The organism is Halopseudomonas formosensis, from assembly GCF_900115905.1.
GTDB classification, from domain to species: Bacteria; Pseudomonadota; Gammaproteobacteria; order Pseudomonadales; family Pseudomonadaceae; genus Halopseudomonas; species Halopseudomonas formosensis.
Map to the genome: position 1 here is coordinate 1 of NZ_FOYD01000001.1, position 21,998 is coordinate 21,998.

Sequence of the window (21,998 nt, forward strand, 5' to 3'; positions counted from 1 at the left end):
CGTTGAGCTAACCAGTACTAATTGCCCGTGTGGCTTGACCATATAACACCCAAGCAATCCGGGTCCTGGTCTGCCATGATGATATACAGACGACAGTCTGGAACTGCACGAGATTACGGTTACCGCATTATCACTTTTCCCCCTTTTCGCTGTGAGGAATCAACACCCACGCAGCAACCGAATTGCTTGACGACCATAGAGCATTGGAACCACCTGATCCCATTCCGAACTCAGAAGTGAAACGATGCATCGCCGATGGTAGTGTGGGGCTTCCCCATGTGAGAGTAGGTCATCGTCAAGCACCAAATAGAAAACCCCGATCTGGAAACAGGTCGGGGTTTTTTCTTTGCCGTTGCGCATCCTCTCTCGCTCCTGGCGTTGAGGTATACTTTCCGGCATTACCGCAGTATCACCGAGGAGACAGGCAGATGAGTCAGGATCGCGTCATCATTTTCGATACCACCTTGCGTGATGGCGAGCAGAGCCCCGGTGCGTCCATGACCCGGGAAGAGAAGCTGCGCATTGCCCGTGCCCTGGAAAAACTGCGGGTGGATGTGATCGAAGCCGGTTTTGCGATTGCCAGTCCGGGCGATTTCGAGGCGGTGAAAAGCATTGCCGACACCATCAAGGACAGCCGGATCTGCAGTCTGGCCCGGGCGGTGGACGCGGATATCGACCGTGCCGCCGAGGCGCTGGCCAATGCCAATGCCGGTCGTATCCACACCTTCATTGCTACCAGTCCGATCCACATGGAATACAAGCTGCGCCTGCAGCCCGACCAGGTGATCGAACAGGCCGTGCGGGCGATCAAGCGCGCGCGCAATCTGTGTGAGGATGTCGAGTTCTCCTGCGAGGACGGCGGTCGTTCCGAGATCGACTTCCTGTGTCGGATCATCGAGCAGGCGATCGACGCCGGCGCGCGGACCATCAATATTCCCGATACCGTCGGTTATGCGATTCCCCACCAGTTCGCCGAGACCATTCGCCAGATCATCGAGCGGGTGCCCAACGCGGACAAGGCGATCTTCTCCGTGCATTGCCATAACGATCTGGGACTGGCAGTAGCCAACTCGCTGGCCGCGGTCACTGCCGGTGCGCGCCAGGTGGAATGCACCATCAACGGTCTGGGCGAGCGGGCTGGTAACGCCGCGCTGGAAGAGATCGTCATGGCTTTGCGTACCCGCCAGGACGTATTCCAGGTGGATACCGGTATTGTTACCGAACACATCCTCAGTACATCGCGCCTGGTGTCGAGCATCACCGGTTTCCCGGTGCAGCCGAACAAGGCCATTGTCGGCGCCAACGCCTTTGCCCACGAATCGGGCATTCACCAGGACGGGGTGCTCAAGCACCGCGAAACCTACGAGATCATGAGTGCCCAGTCGGTTGGTTGGCATGCCAACAAGCTGTCCCTGGGCAAGCTGTCGGGGCGCAACGCCTTCCGTACCCGTCTGCAGGAGCTGGGTATCGAGCTGGCCGATCAGGACGAGCTGAATGCAGCCTTTGCCCGCTTCAAAGAGCTTGCGGACAAGAAACACGAGATCTTCGATGAGGACCTGCAGGCGCTGGTTTCCGACAGCATTACCGATGTGCCGGAGCGCATGCGCCTCAGTTATCTGGATGTCACCAGCCGCACCGGTGAAACACCGGTGGCGAAGATCAGCGTGGAAGTCGATGGCGTTGAACGCCAGGCCTCGGCTTCGGGCTCCGGTCCGGTTGACGCGGCCTTCCGTGCACTGGAGGAAATCGCACACTCAGGTGCCAATCTGCAACTCTACTCGGTCAATGCCATTACCGAGGGAACCGACTCGCAGGGCGAGGTAACCGTACGACTGGAGAAGGATGGCCGCATCGTCAACGGCAATGGCGCTGATACCGACATCGTGATTGCCTCGGCCAAGGCCTATATCAATGCCTTGAACCTGATCCAGTCCGGTGTGCTCAAGGCCCATCCGCAGGTTGAAGGTATCTGATGCTGGAGTCCACACGCCTGGCGTATCTGGAAGCCATGGGCGTGGTTGGCTGGGTGCCGCGTCAACCACTGGCCAATGCGGCCTGGCGTCTGCCGCCCCTGATGCCGGAGTGGGAGGACGAGCCTGACGCCCACACGCAGGCGCCTGAGTCCTCGCTGCCTGAACAGCGTATCGTGATCCGGCCCGGCCCGCAGTCGACCGGCAATAACGCCGGCTCGGCCGTGGAGCAGATCCGTGCGCGTATCGCCGGTGCCGATACCCCCCGCCAGCAAGCTCAGCCAGCCCCTGCTGCCGGAGCGCCGGCGCCGTCCCGGGAGGAGCCTGTAAAGGCCGAGCCACTGGAGTCTTTCTACCTGCAGCTGTGGCAAGCCGGTTCCTGCGCCCTGTTGCTCGAGGTGCACGAGCCGGGACTGGAAAGCGCCTCCCCGGAGCTGAATCTGCTCAGGGATATTGTCAGGGCGGTGCAGTTGCCCCCGCCGGCCTTTGTGGCCGATTTTCGCTGGCCGCTGAGCCGCAACCCGCAGCTGGATCGCAGCGCGCCTGCGGCCAGCCGGGCGTTGCAAGTCTTCATGCAGGGGCGTCTGGAAGGGCGTCAGGCGGACTCCGTCGGCTGCTTTGGTCGCTTCCCCCAGCTGCTGCTCGGGCCGGACCTGCTCGGCGAGGGCCAGCAGCCCGAGGGTGAGCAGATGCTGGAGGCGCTACCGCCGGCCTGGTTTGCTCCGACCCTGGAGCAACTGCTGGGCGAGCCCCGCTACAAGGCGCGGCTGTGGAGCCAGCTGCAACGCATCATGCATCGCTGGCAGGGTGAGTAATGGTAGAACCGACGTTTCGCCCGATGACGGAGGCGGATGTGGAGGCGGTGCTGAAAATCGAGTTCAGCGCCTTCAGTCATCCCTGGACCCGGGGCATCTTCCTTGATTGCATCAAATCCGGCTACGAGTGCTGGCTGATGTTCCTCGGCGATCAGCAGGTGGGGCACGGCGTGCTGTCGGCCGCCGGAGATGAATGTCATCTGCTCAACCTGACGGTCAAGCCGGAAAGCCAGTCCAACGGTCTGGGTGGCAAGCTGCTCGATCATCTGCTGTTGCAGGGGCGCGGGCGGGGAGCTGAGACCGCGTTTCTCGAGGTGCGCGAATCAAACCAGCCTGCTATCCGCTTATACGAGCGGACCGGGTTCAATGAGATCGGTCGTCGACGTGGCTACTACCCCGCAGTGGGTGGCCGTGAGGACGCGCTGGTGATGGCTTACACTCTGCTCGATTGAAGCAAGACCAGCAGATACACGCGGGGTATATATGAGCGTGCGGCAACGGGCCGTGTTCTGGTTGGTGCTGACCGCACTGGCCTGGGCCGGCAACGCACTGATTGCACGGGCTGCGATTGGCATTCTGCCACCGATCGGCCTGTCCTTCTGGCGCTGGAGTCTGGCTCTGATCCTCTTGTTGCCGTTTACGGCCAGAGGGTTGTGGCAGCACCGGCGCGCGCTGCTGGCCAGCTGGAAACAGCTGGCGGTACTGGCGGCGCTGAGCATCTCTTCCTACAACACCCTGCTGTACCAGGCTGCGCAGAGCACCTCGGCGATCAATCTTACTCTGGTCGGCACCGGGCTGCCGGTGGCGGCATTCTTCTGGTCCGTCCTGCTGCTGCGCCAGTGGCCGAACCGCGCGGCCATCAGCGGTACCCTGTTGGGCCTGGCCGGCCTGCTGCTGGTGTTGTCCGCTGGTCAGCTTGGACGTCTGCTGCAGCTGGAGTTCAACCGAGGCGACCTGATCATGGTAGTGGCGGTGCTGTCCTGGGGGCTGTATTCGGTGCTGCTGCAGCGCTGGCCGATCCAGGCGCCGGGTCTGGTGCTGATGGCCGCCATGCTGCTGTGCGGTGTGCCCCTGCTGACTCCCTTCTTCCTCTGGGAGCAGGCGCGGCTCGGCCCCATGCCGCTCACCTGGCACACGGCAGGCGCGGTGAGCTACACCGCCCTGTTCGCCTCGTTGCTGGCCTACGTGGCCTGGAATCACGGAGTGAAGGTGCTGGGACCCTCCACTGCTTCACTGTTCAGCTATCTGGTGCCGGTATTCACCGCACTGCTCGGGGTGCTGCTGCTACAGGAGCAGCTGCGGTGGTTCCATCTGGCCGGCGGTGCGCTGACCTTCATGGGGCTGCTGGTGGCGACCCGCTGGAAGCGCTAGTTTCGAAGGCTGGTGGCGGCTTGCCCCGCCGGCGTCGGCAAGTCATTCAGTCCAACTGAAGGGCTCGATCGTGGCTTCCTTGCGAAGCTATGGTTACCGCAGATCATAACGGTTGGCCAACTGGCAGGATATGGACTGGCTGTTGCCCCTGAGGTCGCAGTTCCTTCTGTGGATCTGATGCATTCGTGCTTTATACCGCCGGCATGCGGCGGACCCTTCCTTGTGTGGCCAGCAGCTCAACTTGGTTTCCTTCACTACCGTCACATAAGGTTGTGGGCGACGCGGCGTCGGCGCTTGAGTTGGCTGGGGGCTGGGCATGCGTATGGTATTGATACTCGTGACCGGGGTGTAATTCGAATCGCTGAAAACCCGTTGCCGCGGTGTTGTATTGCTTTGTTGCGAATCGCTCCACTCGATGTGTGCTATAGGCTCTGAAGCATGGTTTCCGGTTATGCCCAGCATTCTGTTGACCTGGTCGAGATACGGGTCGTTCGCTGAGCTTCCGGGACGCTGTTGTGTCACTGAGGCCGGTGGGGCGGGCGTAGAGATGAGATTGGTGGGTTGTTCAGGCCTGGCGGTTTCGCGGCTTGTCACTGCAGCGGGCATTATTATGGTCGCCACACTTCCTAAACCGATGGTGCCGACCATCAGCAACAAGGCGTACTTCATTGAACGGTACTTCTGGCCAGACCGCATCCTGAGCGGTGCATCGTCCCAATCTGCTTTCATGCTTCCTATCCTCCCTGATCCTGAGAGCATAGCAAGGTCCATCCAACATTGGGCTTTTCGCCCGGATTATGGATGAGCGGGAGCGGGCATGGATTTCAGTGGGCAGAGAGAGCCCTGGCGGGGCAGAAAATCCGAAGGGCAAAAAAAAGGTTCATCGCGCATTTCCGGGGAAGGCGGCCTTGATCTTCAGAAAGAAGTAATCAATGTCGCGGTATCCGTAAGCCATGCGTTTGATCACTTTGATCTTGTTATTGATCCCTTCAAGCTGGCCGGTATGCATTGGCCAGCGCACTCTGGCCAAGATGCCTCGCCAGTAAGGCTTCAGTACTGAGGCGAAGTGCATCAATGCTGGGATGCCGCTTTCGGCAGCATGGGCATGCCATTGACGCCACCGTCTTCGCCACTCCCAGGCATCAGGTGCGGTCCATAGCGATCGCAACCCTTCCTTCATTATGTGTACTGTCATGATTGGTTTGTTCGCCTGCAGTACTTCGTCGAGCCGAACCTGCTCACGCTCGTTGAGTGAGGCGGGATTACGCAGCAGCAACCAGTGCGCTTGCTTCACCACCCGACGTGCAGGGCGGTCATGGCGTAGCTGATTTGCAGCGTCTACGCGCACTCGGCTGATGACCTCGCGGCCGTACTTGGCGATCACATGGAACAGGTCATAGACGATGCGCGCGCTCTGGCACTGCGCTCGCACTTCAAGATCAAAAGCAGTGTTCATGTCCATAGCCACGGCCTCGATCCGGGCACGGCCCTCTGGACCAAGCTGTTCGAAGAAGGGGCGAATGGCCCGGCGAGAGCGGCCTTGGGTCACGTAGAGAACACGGCGTGTATCGGCATCAAGGATCACAGTGGCATAGCGATGTCCTTTGAACAGGGCGAACTCGTCCATGATCAGGCGACGCGGTCGAGGCGTTGGCAATAACTCTACCAGCGCCTGGAGCCGCTGATGATCCAGCCGTCTGACCGTCCCCCAATGCAAGCCGAACATATCTGCGACGTGGGCTACCGGCATGCGGGCGCAGCACTCTGCCACCGCCTGAGCCAGTCGCCGAGTCAGTCTGGCATGCCGATCAAGCCAGGGCACACGCTGCAGGTGGCGTCCGCATCCAGCACAGTCCAGACGATAGAGTGTCAGGTCGAGAAACACCGGCATGCCCAGCATGGGAAGATCCCTGACTGAGCGCCTGACTCGCTCATGAACTTGGCGGCAGGGCTTGGCGCAGATACCACAGGCGAGCCGCGCCCTGTCCGGCGCGAGAACGACACAAACGCGGTCATCAAAAATTTGAAGGTCTAGAAGGCGGAAATCCTGCCAGAACGGCAGCCAATCGGTATGATCTGACATGAGGCGGTGCTCTCGGATTATGGTGTTGGTCGCACAACCATCATGACCGAGATGTCACCGCCTCACCTCATTTCTGAAAACGAAAAGTCCGGGTTACCCCGGACTTCGGTGAAGAACCAAAAAAAAGGCCTAGCCGAAGCTAAGCCTTTGAATTTGGTGGTGGCTACACCTGGACTTGAACCAGGGACACCAGCATTATGAATGCTGTGCTCTAACCAACTGAGCTATGTAGCCATCTGAGGCGCGCATTATTCCCATACGGGAGAACCTTGTCAAGAGGGATTTCGCGCAATTGGTAAAATTTTCAATCGCTTACCCGGTAGGGCGAGCCTAGCGGATCCCCAGCTGCAGTCGCGTGGCGATCTGCCCCTGATCTGCCTTACCGGTCTCGTCCACGTCGAGAAGATGGATGCGTTCAGGCTCCAGCCTGCCTTCATCCACCAGCCAGTCCTTGATCGCGGCTGCGCGCTGCTGGGCCAGGCGGCGCAGCGCCACCGGGTTGTCGCTCCAGTGCGCGATCAGGGCCTGGCTGCGGGCCTCGGTGCGTTCATCCCGTGACAGCGCCTGCCATTCCTCCGGCTCGGCCAGCTGCAGCTGTTCATGCAGGGTGCGGATCAGTTTGCGCCGGTCGCGCTCATCCAGCTCCAGGGTGGACGGGTCTTCCGGCGGGCGGCGCATTTCGCTGGCGGCGAGCTGACGCAGTTCCCGCTCCAGGCGGGCTGCGGCCAGCTGCGGCCCGTCGAGTTCGGCAGCGCCGACCCCTTCCACTTCGAGGGCCAGCTGCGGGCGCTCGGACAGGGCCTGGGCCAGGGTAGCCAGCACCTGGGTGGCGTTGGCATCGAGCTCGCTGCTGCCGGCGCTGAAGCCGAGCTGACTGAGGTCGGCGTCACCGCCGCCGGCCAGCCCGGCGATGAACTTGAACGGTGCCTGGGTGGCACGCAGTACCAGATTGCGCAGGGTCTGCCAGATGATGGGCATGACGCTGAACTCGGGATTGTTCAGGTCGCCGGCCACCGGCAGCTCGATATCGATGTTGCCCCGGGTGTCCTTGAGCAGGGCCAGGGCCAGGCGTACCGGCAGGTCCACCGCGTCCGGGCTGTCGACCCGTTCGCCGAGCTGCAGGTCCTCAAGCAGGACCCTGTTGTCGGCCTGCAGCTGGCCCTGATTGATGCGGTAGTGCAGATCCAGATTCAGCCGTCCCTTGCGGATGCGGTAGCCGGCGAACTTGCCGGAGTAGGGCGTCAGGGTGGTCAGCTCGACGTTCTTGAAGCTGGTGGCGATGTCCAGGCTGTTCAGCGGGTCGAAGGGGGTGAGCTCGCCGCGGATGGTGACCGGGGCGTAGCGATCCACCTTGCCCTGGAGATCCACCCGGGCCGCTTGGGCACGCTGGTTGTCCAGGGTACCGATGCTGCCATTGAGCTGTTCGATGCCGGTGGCGAAGTTGGGCGTCAGGCTGAAGTCAGCGAAGTTGGCCGAGCCGTCGGCGATGCTGATGCCGCCGATGCGGATACCGAAGGGTTCGCCCTCGGCTGCCGGGGCCTCGCGTTCGGGTTGGGCTCTCACCAGGTCGCTGAAGTTGGTGCTCATGTCGCGGTTGATGATGAAGCGTACATAGGGCTGCTGCAGGGCAACCCGGCCGATATCCAGGCGATTGCCCCGGTAGTGCAGCTCGTTCAGATCCATGCTCGACCATTTCAGCAGATCCCGTTTGGCCGGGCCGTCGACCACATGCAGCTGGCGAATGCTTGCCTGACCGCCAACGTCCAGCTGCAGCGGTTGCAGCTGGTCGAGCTTGACCTGCAGCTGGCTGTTCAGGCGCCCTGAGCGCAGCTCAAGATTCACCAGCGGGGCAAGGTAGGCCTGGGCCAGGGTCAGGTCGATGTCGCCGGTCTCCACCTGCAGCGCCGCCCGCACGGGGTTGATGCCAGCGGTCCCCTGGATGGCTAGCCGGGCCTCCTGGTTCAGCAGGGTGTCCAGGCTCAGCTCGAATACGCCTTCGGACTGGCTGTCGAAGTCGTTGAGGCTGAGGTTCAGCGGTCCCACTTCAATGGTCACCGGAGTGCTCGGTTGATGGTCGGTCAGCTGCAGTCGGTAGCCCTGCAGCTGCGCCTGATCCACCAGCAGCCGCCATGGCGGCGCCGGCTCGCTGTCCTCTTCCGGGGCAGCCTGAGGCGTCTCGGCTGCGTCGGGCTGCTGTGCCCCATCGCTGCGTTCGAGCAGCTTCAGCCAATCGATCTGTCCATCCGCCAGGCGGCTGGCCTGCAGCTGCAGGCCCTGGCTGGTTACCCGGCCCAGACGCGCCTCGCGCCGGGCCAGATCCAGGGTGCTGTCGCTGATCTCCAGACTCTCCAGTTGCAGCGACGGCTGGTCGGCACTGGTCAACGCCAGCTGGCTCAGCTGCAGGTAGGTATCGCTCAGCCGCAACTCGGTGGTCTCGGCCAGATCCAGTTCATAGCGGGTATCCAGGCTGATGTCGCCGCTGCCCAGATTCAGTGGCAGGTGGTCACGAACATAGGGCCAGAAGGTGCTCAGGTGAATCTGATCTATCTGCAGGCGACCGCTGGATTTCAGTGGGAACAGGCGCATTTCGCCCTCCCAGGTGATCAGCGCCCCGTAGGGCCCGCGGGCGCTGATCTGCATCTGCGCATTGTCCTCGGGCAGTGTGCTGAGCCGGGTCAGTTCGATATCCACCGCGTCGTAGCCGAACTCCACCGGCTCGGCCGGGCGCAGATCCTGGAACTGCAGACTGTTTCCGAGCAGCGCCAGGCGGTCAATGCGCAGGGGGAAGGGGCCGCTGTCCTCGGTTTGCTTGGGCTTCTCCTCCGGCTCGGGCAGCACCAGCAGGCGGGTCAGATTGAGGCTGCCGTCCTCGGCAAACAGCACCTGCACCCGGGCCTGCTCCAGCTCCACGTCGCGCAGGTGCAGGGCGCCGCTCCACAGGCTGTCTACCTGCAGGTTGGCATAGAGGCGGTCGAAGGCGACCTGCGGCGCGTCCGGCTCGCCCATGTGCAGATTGCGCAGGGTCAGTTCAAGGGTGAAGGGATTGAAGCGGATGGCTTCCAGATGGGCCGGCACAGTCGCCCGCTCTTCGAATTGCCTGTTTATCAGGTAGACGCCCAGTGCGGGCAGCAGCAGGAAACCCAGCAGGGCATACAGGGTGACAGCTGCGGCCAGGCTGATCAGCAGGGTTCTTGGTTTGATGCGCATGGACTCTACCCGTCTCGCTTGAAGCTATGGGCAGTATCGCACGGTGGAAGGCAAAAAAGGATGGGGAAGTGGTACGGGGCGGTAGTGGATACCGCCCCTGGCTGAGGGCTAAGGCCTTAGTCAGACGTTGAAGCGGAAGTGCATGACGTCACCGTCCTTGACGATGTAGTCCTTGCCTTCCAGACGCCACTTGCCCGCTTCCTTGGCACCGGCTTCGCCGTTGTACTGGATGAAGTCGTCGTAGCTGATGACCTCGGCGCGGATGAAGCCCTTCTCGAAGTCTGTATGGATCACGCCCGCCGCCTGGGGGGCGGTAGCACCGACCTTGACTGTCCAGGCACGTACTTCCTTGACCCCGGCAGTGAAGTAGGTCTGCAGGTTGAGCAGTTCGTAACCGGCGCGGATCACCCGGTTCAGACCGGGCTCTTCCATGCCCATGGACTCGAGGAACATGAGCTTTTCCTCTTCGTCATCCAGCTCGGCAATCTCCGCCTCGATCTTGTTGCACACCGGTACCACCACGGCACCTTCGGCGGCGGCGATCTCGCGTACTACATCCAGGTAGGGGTTGTTCTCGAAGCCGTCCTCGGAGACGTTGGCGATGTACATCACCGGCTTGCTGGTCAGAAGATGGAAGCTTTTGATCAGCTTGCGTTCATCGTCGCCCAGCTCCTTCATCAGGGTGCGTGCCGGCTTGCCTTCGGTAAAGTGGGGGATGAGCTTTTCCAGCAGCGCCTTCTGTGCCACGGCTTCCTTGTCACCGCCCTTGGCGGTGCGGGTAACCCGCTGCAGCTGCTTTTCGCAGCTTTCCAGGTCGGCGAAGATCAGCTCCAGATCGATGATCTCGATATCGCGCTTGGGATCGACGCTGTTGGACACGTGGATCACGTTGTCGTCATCGAAGCAGCGCACCACATGGGCGATGGCGTCGGTCTCGCGGATGTTGGCGAGGAACTTGTTGCCCAGACCTTCACCCTTGGAGGCGCCTTCCACCAGGCCGGCGATGTCGACGAACTCCATGGTGGTCGGCAGCACCCGTTCGGGCTTGACGATGGCGGCGAGGGCATCCAGACGCGGGTCGGGCATGGGCACGACGCCGCTGTTGGGCTCGATGGTGCAGAACGGGAAGTTCTCGGCACCGATACCGGCCTTGGTCAGCGCATTGAACAGGGTGGATTTGCCCACGTTGGGCAGTCCGACAATACCGCAATTGAATCCCATACTGGTGTCCTCTGCCGCGGCTGCGGCGAAAATGAATCAGGCCTTGAAGCTGTGCAGGCGCTGCATGACGCGGGTCCAGTCGCCGGCCAGCATGCCGGGGACCTCGCGGAGCGCCTCATCGATACAGGCGTCCAGCGCCTGCTGCTCGTCCCTGGGAGCACGCCCCAGGACGTAGCCCGTCACCTGCGAGCTGTGGCCGGGATGGCCGATGCCCAGGCGCAGGCGATGAAATCCGTTGTTGTTGCCCAGTTGGGCAATGGTGTCGCGAAGTCCGTTGTGCCCACCGTGACCACCGCCTTTCTTGCAGCGAACCACGCCGGGGGGCAGGTCGAGCTCGTCATGGGCGACCAGGATCTCCTCGGGGGCGATGCGATAGAAGCCGGCCAGCGCGGCAATCGCCTGACCGCTGCGGTTCATGTAGGTGGTGGGGATAAGCAGACGGACATCCTGACCATTGAGGGTCAGGCGGCCGGTGAGGCCGAAGAACTGTTTTTCCTGGCGTAATGACACGCCATGGGCGGCAGCCAGCCGCTCAACAAAAAGGGCGCCCGCGTTGTGCCGGGTCATGTCATATTCCGGTCCCGGATTGCCGAGACCGACGATCAACTTGATTCCCTGCGTCACTACGGGCGCCCCTCCAGGGTGTCAGCGGGATATTACTCCGCGGACTCCTCACCTTCACCAGCTTCCTCATCAGCAGCGCCAGCGGCAGTACGCTGAGCCATGATGGTTACTACCGGCAGGTTGTGATCATCGCCCAGAGCCAGGCTGGGGATGGTCACGCCTTCGGGCAGCTTCAGGTCAGCCAGGTGCAGGGCCTGACCTACTTTCAGCTCGGCCAGATCAACCTCGATGGAATCGGGCAGATCCTTCGGCAGGCAGGTAACTTCCACTTCCGGCAGGTTGCGGAATACCATGCCGCCTTCCTGCTTCACGCCTACGCAGGTTTCTTCGTTGAGGAAGTGCAGGGGAACCTGAACGGTTACCTTCTGGCCAGCAACGATGCGCTGGAAGTCGGCATGCATGACACGCGGCTTGGCCGGGTGGCGCTGCAGGGCCTTGAGCAGAACTTCTTCCTTCTTGCCATCAATGGACAGGCCGATGATGGAGGAGTAGAAAGCTTCGTTTTCCAGAGCCTTGTTCAGCTCGCGCGCGGCGATGGAAATGCTCTGGGGTTCCTTGTTGCCACCGTAAACGATAGCGGGAACCAGGTCGGCGTTACGACGCAGGCGGCGGCTCGCACCTTTCCCCAGATCGTCACGCGCATTCGCATTCAAAGTGAAGTCGACCATCATAGTCTCCTTGCTGTGCGTCCGGGTGCTTGCGACCAGCACGTCGGACGATTGATAAAACCCGGCGTTATTGCCGGGCTGTTTGAACCAGCGCCTGCTCCTTAACGGAACATGGCGCTGATGGATTCTTCATTGCTGATACGGCGCATGGCCTCGGCAATGATAGGAGCCATATCCAGCTGACGGATGCGGTCGCAGCTATCGGCGGCGGGCGTCAGCGGAATGGTGTTGGTCACTACCAGCTCATCCAGTTGCGAGGCGTTGATGTTGTCGATCGCCTTGCCGGACAGGATGGGGTGGGTGCAATAGGCGGATACGCGCATGGCGCCGAAGTCCTTGAGGGCCTTGGCGGCGGCACACAGGGTGCCGGCGGTATCGACCATATCGTCGACCAGAATGCAGTTGCGGCCTTCCACGTCACCGATGATGTGCATCACCTCGGACTGGTTGGCCTTGGGGCGACGCTTGTCGATGATCGCCAGATCCACACCCAGGCTCTTGGCCACGGCGCGGGCGCGAACCACACCGCCGATGTCCGGGGACACGATCAGCAGGTCGTCCAGGCGCTGGGCCTGGATATCGTCGATCAGCACCGGGGAGCCGTAGATGTTGTCCACCGGGATGTCGAAGAAACCCTGGATCTGGTCGGCGTGCAGGTCGACGGTCAGTACGCGGTCGACACCGACCACGTCGAGCATGTCGGCCACGACCTTGGCGCTGATCGGCACACGGGCCGAACGCGGGCGGCGGTCCTGACGGGCATAGCCGAAGTAGGGAACGACAGCGGTGATTCGGGAGGCAGAGGAGCGACGCAGGGCATCGGTCATGACAACCAGTTCCATCAGGTTGTCGTTGGTCGGTGCGCAGGTCGGCTGGATGACGAAGACATCCTTGCCGCGAACATTCTCATTCAGTTCAACGCTCACTTCGCCGTCGCTGAAGCGACTAACCAGGGCGTCACCAAGGGGGATATGCAATTGGCGTACAACGCGCCGTGCCAGGTCGGGGTTTGCATTCCCGGTGAAGACCATCATCTTGGACACGCTACATTACCTTCTGGGTAGTGGGTCTAATGCGATGAGTCAGTGAGAGAGCCGGGCGAAATAAAAAGACGCCTGGCCGGTCGAGCCGGACTCAAGATGTCATGAATTATTGCTGCCGGAAGAAAATGGCAGGGGCGGCTGGATTCGAACCAACGCATGGCAGGATCAAAACCTGCTGCCTTACCGCTTGGCTACGCCCCTGTATACTGTCCGGATGCTTCGGGTTGCATCCTTCTTACGTCGCTTTGTTGAGTAAAGCATGTAACGGTGAAGTGTTACATCCCTTGGCAACAAAGGCTTGCAGAGTGGCTGGCAACCGGGCGCGAACTTTATCAGCTTCGCGTTCATTTGGGAAGGCCCCAAATAAGCAACTGCCAGTTCCGGTCATCTTAGCTTCACAAAATTTGTTTAGCAAGATCAACGTGTTACGAATTTCAGGGTAACGCGCTGTGACAACCGGCAGGCAATCATTCCGACCGCCGTGCTCTCGAAAGGCCGCTAATGTAATCGGCGTTGTGTCGCGAGTCAACCTTTCATCGGAAAATATTTCCGCGGTGCTCACATGGCAGGGCGGAACCACCACCAGGTACCAGGGCTCGTCCACCTCCACCGGGGTCAGCTGCTCGCCCACCCCTTCGGCCCAGGCCGCCCGCCCGCGCACGAATACCGGCACGTCCGCGCCCAGCTCCAGGCCCAGGGCGGCCAGCCGGTCCTCGCCCAGATCGGTCTGCCACAGGTGGTCGAGGCCGACCAGGGTGGTGGCGGCATCGGAGCTGCCTCCGCCGATACCGCCGCCCATCGGCAGGCGTTTGTCCAGCACGATATCCGCGCCGAGCCGGGTGCCACTGACCTGCTGCAGGCGCCGCGCGGCGCGAAGGATCAGGTTGTCCTCGGCGGCAACGCCGGGCAGTTCGGTCAACAGGCGGATCTGCCCGTCTTCCCGGGGGGTGAAATGCAGGGTGTCGCCATGATCGAGAAACTGGAACAGGGTCTGCAGCAGGTGATAGCCGTCCGCCCGGCGTCCGGTGATGTGCAGGAACAGGTTCAGCTTGGCTGGTGCCGGCAGGCTCAGGGTTGCCCTATTCATGGTCGGCGGCGCGGCTCCCAGCGGGTGATCACCAGGGTCAGCAGCATGTCGTGGCCGGACAGTTGCAGGCGCTGGGGCAATTGCACGCCCCCGACTTCCTGATAGCGGCTGTATTCCACCGTCCAGCCGGCCTGTGCCAGCCGCGCCAGGCGGCTGTCGGGATTGAGCTGCAGGCGGCTGGGGCTGTCCGGCGCCGGCAGGCCGCGCACCCACCAGAGCAGGTTCTCCACCGGCAGACGCCAGCCTATCTGCTGCTCCAGCAGGTCCTCGGCCGATTCCGCCGTCAGGTTCGGTTGACCGGCGATATCCAGGGTCACGCCGCGGTCATCGCCCTGGATGCGGGTTGCCCCCCGACCCAAGGGGCCGGACAGGCGGATGTCGTAATAGTCCCGTTGCTGCAGCCAGAGTACGGTGCCGCTGCCCGATTCGCTTGGCGCCTTGACCCCCAGCTTGCCCTGCAGAGTCCAGCTGTCCAGCGGATCGACCGCCTTGCGGTGGGCATTCCAGGCGGCTGCATCGCCACCGAATTCGAGGGTTTCGCGCTGGTGCAGGTTGCTGCAGGCAGTCAGGGCCAGCAACAGGGCCAGCAGCAGGAGAGGGCGGACGATGATCATGTTCAGTTGGCCTTCAGACGTTCGCGGGTGGCATCGATCAGAGAGCTGTCTTCGGCATCGGCGGCGGCTTCATCCCACACGTCCCGGGCTTCGCGATGCTTGCCCAGCTGCCAGAGCACCTCGCCCAGGTGGGCACCCACTTCGGCATCGGGGAATGCGGCATAGGCCCGGCGCAGCAGCTCCTCGGCCAGCTCCAGGTTGCCCAGCCGGTAATGTACCCAGCCGAGGCTGTCGAGAATCGCCGGGTCTTCCGGACGCAGGCGGTGGGCCTTCTCGATCATCTCCAGGGCCTCATCCAGGCGCTGGTTGCGGTCAGCCAGGGTGTAGCCCAGCGCGTTCAGGGCCATGGCATTGTCCGGTTCCAGGTCGAGTATGCGCTGCAGGTCGGCTTCCAGGCCGGCGGGCTTGCCCAGGCGCTCGGCGAGCAGGGCGCGGGTGTACAGCAGGCTGCTGCTGTCCTCGAACTGGCTCAGGGCTTCATTGCTCAGCTGCATGGCGCGTTCGGGGGCGCCGGGGGCCAGTGCCTCGATCTCCAGCAGATAGAGTTCCAGGCCCTGCTGCGGATAACGGGCACGCTCGTCCTGCATCAGCTGCGCCAATTCACCCACCCTGTTCTGCTCGACCAGCAGCTGGGTCATGCGCCTGCGCGAGGGCAGGAACTCCTCTCCGGCACGGATGGCGCGCCAGGACTCGATGGCCGCATCGGTCTGCCCTGACAGGGCCAGTGCCTGACCCAGGTGGTAGCGAGCGCTGCTGTTGTCGGGATCCAGCTCCAGCAGTGACTCCAGCTCGGCAATGGCAGCCTGGTGGTCGCCGCTTTCCATCTCGATCAACGCCAGGGCCAGTTGAATCTCCGGATCCTCGGGGTTCTGCCGGGACAGCTCGCGGAAATGGCGAACCGCTTCCGGGTAATCCTCGGTGGTGACCAGCATGCGCGCCAGCAGCAGGCGCAGTCGATGGTCCTCGGGGAAGCGGCTGACGCCGCCCTGCAGTACCGATATGGCCTGTTTCATGTCGCCACTGCCGGCCAGCAGCCGGCTCTGAAGCATGATCGATGCGGCCGAGGGATTGTCTCCGCTGTGCTTGCGCAGCAGTTGCAGGGCTTCCTCGGTACGCTGCTCTTCCTGCAGCAGCAGGGCGGCGGCGAAGCTCAGCTGCGGATTGTCCGGGTGGCGTTGCAGCAGCGCCATCAGGTTGTTCAGCAGCCCGGCGCGGGTTTCGCTGTCCGCCTGCAGGGAAGCCAGGGCCAACAGGTCGAAATGGGTGTCGTCATCCAGCTCCAGCACACGCTGCATTACCTGCAGGGCGTCCTCGTGCTGGCCGGCCCGGGCCAGCTGCAGGGCGGCTGCACGCAGCGCGTCGGGATCGTCCGGGCTCACCTCCATCCACAGCTGGGCCATCTCCAGGGCCTGCTGACGGGCGCCGAGGAACTCGGAAATCTCCATGGCGCGTTCGATGATGCCGGCATCCCGCGTTACCACCGCCTGCTCCAGATAATTGTTCAGGGCAATATCGAAGCGGTTGCGCTGACCGGCGATCTCCGCCGTAAGCAGGGCGAAGAGCGTGTCGGCAGAGAATTGGCCATACTGGATCTGCTCCTCAGCGGCGGGGGGCGCTTCGGGTGCAGAGGGCGTCGGTGCTGATTCGGACGTGGGGCCGGTGGCCGCACAACCGCCGAGCAGCATGCCTATTGCCAGGGCCAGGGTGGGGAGTCGGGGTGCCGTCATGGATAATCTCTTTGAGCCGCTGTCTGCGGGTATTGCCTGCAGATGATGATACAGGATGAGTGGCAAACCCACAGTGTGCAAGTGCAGTATCCCCGGGATGGCTCGGGTGTCGATTTCGTTCCGCCGGTGGCCGGGGAATTGATTGACGCCCCCATACATAGGACAATTGGCCGTTTTTAACCCGGTAATGTCGGGCTTTTATCATTGAGGTGTCATGGGCTTTCTCGCAGTCGGGATCAATCACAAGACGGCTTCGGTCGACGTGCGCGAGCGTGTCGCCTTCGCGCCGGACCAGCTGGCGGATGCGCTGCAGCAGCTGCGTGATGAAACGGCGGCCCGGGAGGTGGCGATCCTGTCCACCTGCAACCGCACGGAAATCTACTGCACGCAGGACCAGGCCCGGCCCGAGCAGCTGATCGAGTGGGTGGCGCGCTATCACGGCCTGAACCCGGAGGATGTGGCCCGCTGCAGTTACGTACATCAGGAGGCCGGTGCGGTCAGCCACATGATGCGGGTGGCCGCCGGTCTGGACTCCATGGTGCTGGGCGAGCCGCAGATCCTCGGCCAGATGAAGGACGCCTGGCAGTATGCCCGCACCGCAGGCACCCTCGGCCCCCGCCTTGATCGTCTGTTCCAGAGCACCTTCAATACCGCCAAGCAGGTACGTACCGATACCGCCATCGGTGCCAATCCGGTGTCGGTGGCCTTCGCCGCCGTTAGTCTGGCGCGGCAGATCTTCGCCGATCTGGGACGCAGTACCGCGCTGCTGATCGGCGCCGGAGAGACCATCGCCCTGGTCGCCCGCCACCTGAACGAGCAGGGCGTCAGCAGGCTGATCATCGCCAACCGCACCCTGGAACGGGCCGAGGAGGTCAGCGCGCCCCTCGGTGGCCGGGCCATCACCCTGAACCAGATACCCGATGTGCTGCACGAATGCGATATCGTCATCGCTTCCACTGCCAGTCCGCTGCCGATCCTGGGCAAGGGCGCGGTGGAGCGGGCCCTGAAGCAGCGCCGGCACAACCCCATGTTCATGGTCGATATCGCCGTGCCCAGGGATATCGAACCCGAGGTCGGCAAGCTCGCCGATGTCTATCTGTACAGTGTCGATGACCTGCGTGAGGTCATCGAGGAGAACATGCGCTCGCGCCAGGATGCGGCCCGGGCGGCGGAGCGGCTGATCGAGCTGGGTACCGACGAGTTCATGCAGCGCATGCGTGCCCGCGCCGCGGTGAATGTGCTCAAGCGCTACCGGCAACAGGCCGAACTGCAGCGTGACCAGGAACTGGGCAAGGCGCTGGTCCGTCTGGAACGTGGCGGCGACCCGGCACAGGTGATGGCGGAAATGGCCCGTGCCCTTACCAACAAACTACTGCATGAACCCAGCGTGCAGCTCAAGCGCATGAGCGCGGAGGGGCGCACCGAGTCCCTGTCGCTGGCGATGGAGCTGTTCGGGCTGGACAATGAAACCAGTGCACAGGGCAAACAATGAAAGCATCACTGCTGCAACGTCTGGACACCCTGCGCGAGCGCTTCGAGGAACTCTCGGCACTGCTCAGCGACGCCGAGGTCATCAGTGACCAGACCCGGTTCCGCGCCTATTCCCGTGAATATGCGGAGCTGGAACCCACGGTGCAGTGCTACAGCCAGTGGCTCAAGGTCAGCGCTGATCTCGAGGAGGCCCGCAGCCTGCTCAAGGACAGCGATCCGGATATCCGCGCCATGGCCGAGGACGACGCGCAGAGCTGCAGCGCCGCGCTGGCCGAGCTGGAAGCCGAGCTGAACCTGTTGCTGCTGCCACGCGACCCCGATGACGAGCGCAACGTGTTTCTGGAAATCCGCGCCGGCACCGGTGGTGACGAGGCGGCAATCTTCGCCGGTGACCTGTTCCGCATGTATTCACGCTACGCCGAGCGGCGTGGCTGGCGTATCGAGGTGCTGTCGGAGAACCCCGGCGAGCATGGAGGCTACCGTGAAGTCATTGCCCGCGTGGATGGGCAGGGCGTCTATGCCCACCTGAAATTCGAATCCGGCGCCCACCGCGTGCAGCGGGTGCCGGAGACCGAGTCCCAGGGCCGCATCCACACCTCCGCCTGCACCGTGGCGGTCATGCCCGAACCGGATGAACAGGCCGCCATCGAGATCAATCCCGCCGACCTGCGGGTGGATACCTTCCGCTCCTCCGGCGCCGGTGGGCAGCACGTCAACAAGACCGACTCGGCGATCCGCATTACCCACCTGCCCAGCGGCATCGTGGTGGAGTGTCAGGAGGAGCGTTCGCAGCACAAGAACCGCGCCAAGGCCATGGCCCTGCTGCAGGCGCGGCTGGCCAACCAGCAGCGCGAGGCCCAGGAGAAGGCGATTTCCGATACCCGCCGCTCGCTGGTCGGCTCCGGTGACCGCTCCGAGCGCATCCGCACCTACAATTTCCCCCAGGGCCGGGTCACCGACCACCGTATCAACCTCACGCTGTACAGCCTGGACAGTGTCATCGAGGGCGAGCTGGATGCGGTGATCGAACCGCTGCGCCGCGAGTATCAGGCCGATCAGCTGGCCGCGCTGGATTCCTGATGGGCCGGAGCATCGCTGCCGTTCTGGCCGCAGCCAGCCTGCCGGCGTCGGATACGCCGGTGCTCGACGCCGAGCTGCTGCTGGCCCATGTGCTGGGCAAGCCGCGCAGCTACCTGCTGACCTGGCCCGAGCGCGAGCTGGACGAGACCCAGCTGGCGCAGTTCGATGCGCTGCTGGCGCGGCGCCGTCAGGGTGAACCGGTGGCCTACCTCTTGGGCCAGCAGGGTTTCTGGTCGCTGGATCTGAAGGTCGCTCCGGATACGCTGATACCCCGCCCGGACACCGAGCGCCTGGTGGAAGTGGCCCTGGAGCTGGGCCCCGCCGGCCCGGCCCGGGTACTGGATCTGGGCACCGGCACAGGCGCCATTGCCCTGGCGCTGGCGGCGGAACGCCCCCGGTGGCAGCTGATCGGGGTCGATCGCATGCCGGCTGCGGTGGCCCTGGCCCGGCGCAATGGTGAGCGACTCGGGCTGACCCATGCACATTTTCTGCAGAGTGACTGGTTCAGCGCCCTCGACGGGCAGTGTTTTGACATGATCGTCTCCAATCCCCCCTACATCGCCGCAGACGATCCGCATCTGGCGCTTGGCGATGTGCGCTTCGAGCCGGCCAGTGCGCTGGTCAGCGGTGAGGATGGTCTGGACGATATCCGCCGCATCATCGCCGAGGCCCCGGATCATCTCGCGCCGGGCGGCTGGCTGTTGCTCGAGCATGGCTGGCAGCAGGCACCGGCGGTATGTCAGTTGCTGCGCGAGCGCGGGATGGACCAGGTGCAGAGCTGGCGCGATCTGGGTGGTCAGCTGCGGGTCAGCGGAGGGCAGTGGCATGCTTGACGAACAACTGTTGCGCTACAGCCGGCAGATTCTGCTGGAGCAGATCGACGTGGAGGGTCAGCAGCGCCTGCTCGACAGCCGCGTGCTGATCGTCGGCATGGGCGGACTGGGCAGTCCGGCTGCGCTCTATCTGGCCGGTGCCGGGGTCGGCGAGCTGTGGCTGGCGGATGACGACCGGGTGGATCTGACCAACCTGCAGCGGCAGATCATCCATGCTACCGCTGATCTGGACCGACCCAAGACCGACTCCGCGGCCGCGCGGCTGGCCGCGCTCAACCCCGAGGTGCGTATCCATCAGCTGGACCAGCGCCTGCTCGGTGAGCAACTGCGCGAGGCCGTGGCCCGGGTGGATCTGGTTCTCGACTGCACCGACAACTTCACCACCCGCCAGGCGCTGAATTCCACCTGCGTTGCCCTGCGCAAGCCGCTGGTCTCCGGCGCCGCCATCCGGCTGCAGGGGCAGGTCAGCGTGTTCGATCCGCGGGATCCGGCCAGTCCCTGCTACCAGTGCCTGTACGGCGACGGCGATGATGTGGCGCTGAGCTGCAGCGAGGCCGGGGTCATGGGTCCGCTGGTGGGCGTGGTCGGCAGCCTGCAGGCACTGGAGGCGCTCAAGCTGCTGGCCGGTTTCGGCGAGCCTCTGGTGGGTCGATTGCTGCTGATCGATGCCCTCAGCAGCCGCTTCCGTGAACTGCGCATCCGCCGCGACCCGGGCTGCGGCTGCTGTGGGGCAGGGCAGGGCGATGTCTGAGCAACCCGTCGGCGTGTTCGACTCGGGAGTCGGCGGGCTCTCGGTACTGCGCGAAATCCGCCACTTGCTGCCCGCCGAATCCCTGCTGTATGTCGCCGACAGCGGCTTTGTCCCCTATGGCGAGAAACCGCCGGAACTGATCATCGAACGCAGCTGCTGGATCGCCGACTTCCTGCTGTCCCGGGGAGCCAAGGCACTGGTGCTGGCCTGCAATACCGCCACGGCAGCGGCGGTGGGTGAGCTGCGCGCCCGCTATGGGGTGCCCATTGTCGGTATGGAACCGGCGGTCAAGCCCGCCACCCTGGCCACCCAGACTGGCGTGGTGGGGGTGCTGGCGACCACCGGAACCCTGCGCAGCGCGCGTTTTGCTGCACTGCTGGACCGCTTCGCCGGCTCGGTGAAGGTGGTCACCCAGCCCTGCCCGGGTCTGGTGGAATGCATCGAGCGCGGTGAGCTCGACAGTGACTACCTCACCCAGTTGCTGCTTGGCTATACTCAGCCACTTCTGGAGGCCGGCTGCGATACGCTGATCCTCGGCTGCACCCACTACCCGTTTCTCAAGCCCGTTCTGCAGCGCCTGCTGCCCGGGCATATCCGCCTGATCGACACCGGCGCTGCGGTAGCCCGACAGCTGCGCAACCAGTTGCAGCGGTTCGACCTGCTGGCGCAGGGGCCGGCCCGGCCCGAGCAGTTCTGGAGCAGTGGCGATATCCAGCAGTTGCAGCAGGTATTGCCCATACTCTGGGGGGAGTCGGCACCGGCAGTGCAGGCCCTGGAGCGCTGAACAAGCGCAGCGGAACCAGTTATTGAAGTCTGTATCAAAGCAGTACAACTCTGGTAAGGAAACGACACGATGAAAAGAGCTGCCCTGGCACTATCCTGCGTAATGTCATCCCTGCTGACCATGCCCGCCGCCCACGCACTGGACGGGATCACTGTTCAGATCGGGGAATCCTCCGAAAGCACCACTACCTACCGCATCGGCGCCCAGTTCGAGTTCGGCCGCACCCTGTGGCAGAGTGATTCCGGCGGTGTGCTGCTGAATGGCTACTGGGATGCCGGGGTAACCCGCTGGAGCGGGCTGGATGCCACCAGTGTGACCCTGACCCCCATGTTCCGGCTGAACTTCGGCGCGTCCGAGGGCGGCGTCACGCCCTTTCTCGAGGCCGGCATAGGTGCGGCCTACTTCACCGAAACCAATCTCGATAGTCAGGACCTGGGCAGCAAGTTCCAGTTCGAGGACCGGCTGGGCGCCGGCCTGCGCTTTGCCTCGGGTTCGGAGGTCGGCGTGCGCTATTACCACTACTCCAACGCCGGCATCAAGCAACCCAACGACGGCATCGATATGGGCGCACTGTATTACCGCCTCGCCTTCTGATCCGTCGCAGCCGGGCAGAGATGCCCGGCTCGCTC

20 protein-coding genes, 2 tRNA genes and 1 rRNA gene are annotated in these 21,998 nt (G+C 63.3%); 11 read left to right on the forward strand and 12 right to left on the reverse strand.

Annotated features, from left to right (window positions below; genetic code table 11):
• Positions 1–185: 185 nt before the first annotated feature.
• The 5 genes from rrf (at position 186) to BM046_RS00030 (ending at position 4,156) form a co-directional block, all read left to right on the forward strand.
• A 5S ribosomal RNA gene (gene rrf, locus BM046_RS00010) occupies positions 186–301 on the forward strand.
• Positions 302–428: 127 nt separating this feature from the next.
• On the forward strand, positions 429–1,973 hold the full coding sequence (locus tag BM046_RS00015) for a 2-isopropylmalate synthase (protein WP_090535760.1): 1,545 nt from the start codon (positions 429–431) through the stop codon (positions 1,971–1,973).
• On the forward strand, positions 1,973–2,785 hold the full coding sequence (locus BM046_RS00020; RefSeq protein WP_090535762.1) for a hypothetical protein: 813 nt from the start codon (positions 1,973–1,975) through the stop codon (positions 2,783–2,785). The genes BM046_RS00015 and BM046_RS00020 overlap by 1 nt, the downstream gene beginning before the upstream one ends.
• Positions 2,785–3,237, forward strand: a complete 453-nt coding sequence (gene rimI / locus BM046_RS00025) for a ribosomal protein S18-alanine N-acetyltransferase (RefSeq protein ID WP_090535764.1) — start codon at positions 2,785–2,787, stop codon at positions 3,235–3,237. Before BM046_RS00020 ends, rimI begins: the two co-directional genes overlap by 1 nt.
• 31 nt (positions 3,238–3,268) lie before the next feature.
• On the forward strand, positions 3,269–4,156 hold the full coding sequence (locus BM046_RS00030; protein WP_090535766.1) for a DMT family transporter: 888 nt from the start codon (positions 3,269–3,271) through the stop codon (positions 4,154–4,156).
• Between the two features lie 93 nt (positions 4,157–4,249).
• On the opposite strand, the gene BM046_RS16065 is transcribed toward BM046_RS00030, so the two are convergent.
• From BM046_RS16065 to BM046_RS00085, 12 genes are all read right to left on the reverse strand, one after another.
• Positions 4,250–4,885 (reverse strand): hypothetical protein, encoded by a 636-nt coding sequence (locus tag BM046_RS16065; RefSeq protein WP_143084116.1) that lies wholly within the window; start codon positions 4,883–4,885, stop codon positions 4,250–4,252.
• A 151-nt stretch (positions 4,886–5,036) separates the two neighbouring features.
• Positions 5,037–6,239 (reverse strand): ISL3 family transposase, encoded by a 1,203-nt coding sequence (locus tag BM046_RS00035; protein ID WP_090535769.1) that lies wholly within the window; start codon positions 6,237–6,239, stop codon positions 5,037–5,039.
• A 157-nt stretch (positions 6,240–6,396) separates the two neighbouring features.
• Positions 6,397–6,473 (reverse strand) — tRNA-Met (locus BM046_RS00040).
• Positions 6,474–6,569: 96 nt separating this feature from the next.
• Positions 6,570–9,446 (reverse strand): DUF748 domain-containing protein, encoded by a 2,877-nt coding sequence (locus tag BM046_RS00045; RefSeq protein ID WP_090535772.1) that lies wholly within the window; start codon positions 9,444–9,446, stop codon positions 6,570–6,572.
• Between the two features lie 120 nt (positions 9,447–9,566).
• On the reverse strand, positions 9,567–10,667 hold the full coding sequence (gene ychF / locus BM046_RS00050; RefSeq protein ID WP_090535774.1) for a redox-regulated ATPase YchF: 1,101 nt from the start codon (positions 10,665–10,667) through the stop codon (positions 9,567–9,569).
• 36 nt (positions 10,668–10,703) lie between these two features.
• The gene (gene pth, locus BM046_RS00055; RefSeq protein WP_090536824.1) at positions 10,704–11,279 is read right to left on the reverse strand and encodes an aminoacyl-tRNA hydrolase; all 576 of its coding nucleotides are present in this window, start codon (positions 11,277–11,279) and stop codon (positions 10,704–10,706) included.
• Positions 11,280–11,323: 44 nt separating this feature from the next.
• Positions 11,324–11,959 (reverse strand): 50S ribosomal protein L25/general stress protein Ctc, encoded by a 636-nt coding sequence (locus BM046_RS00060; protein ID WP_090535776.1) that lies wholly within the window; start codon positions 11,957–11,959, stop codon positions 11,324–11,326.
• A 101-nt stretch (positions 11,960–12,060) separates the two neighbouring features.
• Complete coding sequence (locus tag BM046_RS00065) at positions 12,061–13,002, reverse strand: ribose-phosphate pyrophosphokinase (protein ID WP_090535778.1); 942 nt, start codon at positions 13,000–13,002, stop codon at positions 12,061–12,063.
• Positions 13,003–13,128: 126 nt separating this feature from the next.
• Positions 13,129–13,203: transfer RNA gene (locus BM046_RS00070), tRNA-Gln, on the reverse strand.
• 34 nt (positions 13,204–13,237) lie between these two features.
• On the reverse strand, positions 13,238–14,089 hold the full coding sequence (ispE, locus tag BM046_RS00075; RefSeq protein WP_090535780.1) for a 4-(cytidine 5'-diphospho)-2-C-methyl-D-erythritol kinase: 852 nt from the start codon (positions 14,087–14,089) through the stop codon (positions 13,238–13,240).
• Positions 14,086–14,703: a lipoprotein insertase outer membrane protein LolB gene (gene lolB, locus BM046_RS00080; RefSeq protein ID WP_090535782.1), complete on the reverse strand. Its 618-nt coding sequence runs from the start codon at positions 14,701–14,703 to the stop codon at positions 14,086–14,088. The genes ispE and lolB overlap by 4 nt, the downstream gene beginning before the upstream one ends.
• A 2-nt stretch (positions 14,704–14,705) precedes the next feature.
• Entirely contained in the window at positions 14,706–16,430 is a 1,725-nt protein-coding gene (locus BM046_RS00085; RefSeq protein ID WP_177197751.1) for a tetratricopeptide repeat protein, read from the reverse strand.
• 214 nt (positions 16,431–16,644) lie between these two features.
• On the opposite strand from BM046_RS00085, the gene hemA reads away from it, so the two are divergent.
• The 6 genes from hemA to BM046_RS00115 all read left to right on the forward strand — a co-directional run bounded on the left by hemA (position 16,645) and on the right by BM046_RS00115 (position 21,963).
• Entirely contained in the window at positions 16,645–17,922 is a 1,278-nt protein-coding gene (gene hemA / locus BM046_RS00090) for a glutamyl-tRNA reductase (RefSeq protein ID WP_090535784.1), read from the forward strand.
• A complete protein-coding gene (gene prfA / locus BM046_RS00095) occupies positions 17,919–19,001 on the forward strand; it encodes a peptide chain release factor 1 (RefSeq protein WP_090535786.1) in 1,083 nt (360 codons plus the stop codon). Before hemA ends, prfA begins: the two co-directional genes overlap by 4 nt.
• Positions 19,001–19,834, forward strand: a complete 834-nt coding sequence (gene prmC, locus BM046_RS00100) for a peptide chain release factor N(5)-glutamine methyltransferase (RefSeq protein WP_090535787.1) — start codon at positions 19,001–19,003, stop codon at positions 19,832–19,834. The genes prfA and prmC overlap by 1 nt, the downstream gene beginning before the upstream one ends.
• Positions 19,827–20,585 carry a molybdopterin-synthase adenylyltransferase MoeB gene (locus BM046_RS00105; RefSeq protein ID WP_090535789.1) on the forward strand — a complete coding sequence of 253 codons (759 nt, stop codon included), beginning with the start codon at positions 19,827–19,829 and terminating at the stop codon, positions 20,583–20,585. Before prmC ends, BM046_RS00105 begins: the two co-directional genes overlap by 8 nt.
• Positions 20,578–21,369: a glutamate racemase gene (gene murI / locus BM046_RS00110; RefSeq protein ID WP_090535792.1), complete on the forward strand. Its 792-nt coding sequence runs from the start codon at positions 20,578–20,580 to the stop codon at positions 21,367–21,369. The genes BM046_RS00105 and murI overlap by 8 nt, the downstream gene beginning before the upstream one ends.
• 69 nt (positions 21,370–21,438) lie before the next feature.
• The gene (locus tag BM046_RS00115; RefSeq protein ID WP_090535794.1) at positions 21,439–21,963 is read left to right on the forward strand and encodes an acyloxyacyl hydrolase; all 525 of its coding nucleotides are present in this window, start codon (positions 21,439–21,441) and stop codon (positions 21,961–21,963) included.
• Positions 21,964–21,998: the final 35 nt, after the last annotated feature.

What these genes read in the sequence shown, in the direction of transcription:
- BM046_RS00015 (WP_090535760.1), top strand. Translation starts at nt 429, where the DNA reads ATGAGTCAGGATCGCGTCATCATTTTCGATACCACCTTGCGTGATGGC.
- BM046_RS00020 (WP_090535762.1), top strand. Translation starts at nt 1,973, where the DNA reads ATGCTGGAGTCCACACGCCTGGCGTATCTGGAAGCCATGGGCGTGGTT.
- rimI (WP_090535764.1), top strand. Translation starts at nt 2,785, where the DNA reads ATGGTAGAACCGACGTTTCGCCCGATGACGGAGGCGGATGTGGAGGCG.
- BM046_RS00030 (WP_090535766.1), top strand. Translation starts at nt 3,269, where the DNA reads ATGAGCGTGCGGCAACGGGCCGTGTTCTGGTTGGTGCTGACCGCACTG.
- BM046_RS16065 (WP_143084116.1), bottom strand. Translation starts at nt 4,885, where the DNA reads ATGAAAGCAGATTGGGACGATGCACCGCTCAGGATGCGGTCTGGCCAG.
- BM046_RS00035 (WP_090535769.1), bottom strand. Translation starts at nt 6,239, where the DNA reads ATGTCAGATCATACCGATTGGCTGCCGTTCTGGCAGGATTTCCGCCTT.
- BM046_RS00045 (WP_090535772.1), bottom strand. Translation starts at nt 9,446, where the DNA reads ATGCGCATCAAACCAAGAACCCTGCTGATCAGCCTGGCCGCAGCTGTC.
- ychF (WP_090535774.1), bottom strand. Translation starts at nt 10,667, where the DNA reads ATGGGATTCAATTGCGGTATTGTCGGACTGCCCAACGTGGGCAAATCC.
- BM046_RS00060 (WP_090535776.1), bottom strand. Translation starts at nt 11,959, where the DNA reads ATGGTCGACTTCACTTTGAATGCGAATGCGCGTGACGATCTGGGGAAA.
- ispE (WP_090535780.1), bottom strand. Translation starts at nt 14,089, where the DNA reads ATGAATAGGGCAACCCTGAGCCTGCCGGCACCAGCCAAGCTGAACCTG.
- lolB (WP_090535782.1), bottom strand. Translation starts at nt 14,703, where the DNA reads ATGATCATCGTCCGCCCTCTCCTGCTGCTGGCCCTGTTGCTGGCCCTG.
- BM046_RS00085 (WP_177197751.1), bottom strand. Translation starts at nt 16,430, where the DNA reads ATGACGGCACCCCGACTCCCCACCCTGGCCCTGGCAATAGGCATGCTG.
- hemA (WP_090535784.1), top strand. Translation starts at nt 16,645, where the DNA reads ATGGGCTTTCTCGCAGTCGGGATCAATCACAAGACGGCTTCGGTCGAC.
- prfA (WP_090535786.1), top strand. Translation starts at nt 17,919, where the DNA reads ATGAAAGCATCACTGCTGCAACGTCTGGACACCCTGCGCGAGCGCTTC.
- prmC (WP_090535787.1), top strand. Translation starts at nt 19,001, where the DNA reads ATGGGCCGGAGCATCGCTGCCGTTCTGGCCGCAGCCAGCCTGCCGGCG.
- BM046_RS00105 (WP_090535789.1), top strand. Translation starts at nt 19,827, where the DNA reads ATGCTTGACGAACAACTGTTGCGCTACAGCCGGCAGATTCTGCTGGAG.
- murI (WP_090535792.1), top strand. Translation starts at nt 20,578, where the DNA reads ATGTCTGAGCAACCCGTCGGCGTGTTCGACTCGGGAGTCGGCGGGCTC.
- BM046_RS00115 (WP_090535794.1), top strand. Translation starts at nt 21,439, where the DNA reads ATGAAAAGAGCTGCCCTGGCACTATCCTGCGTAATGTCATCCCTGCTG.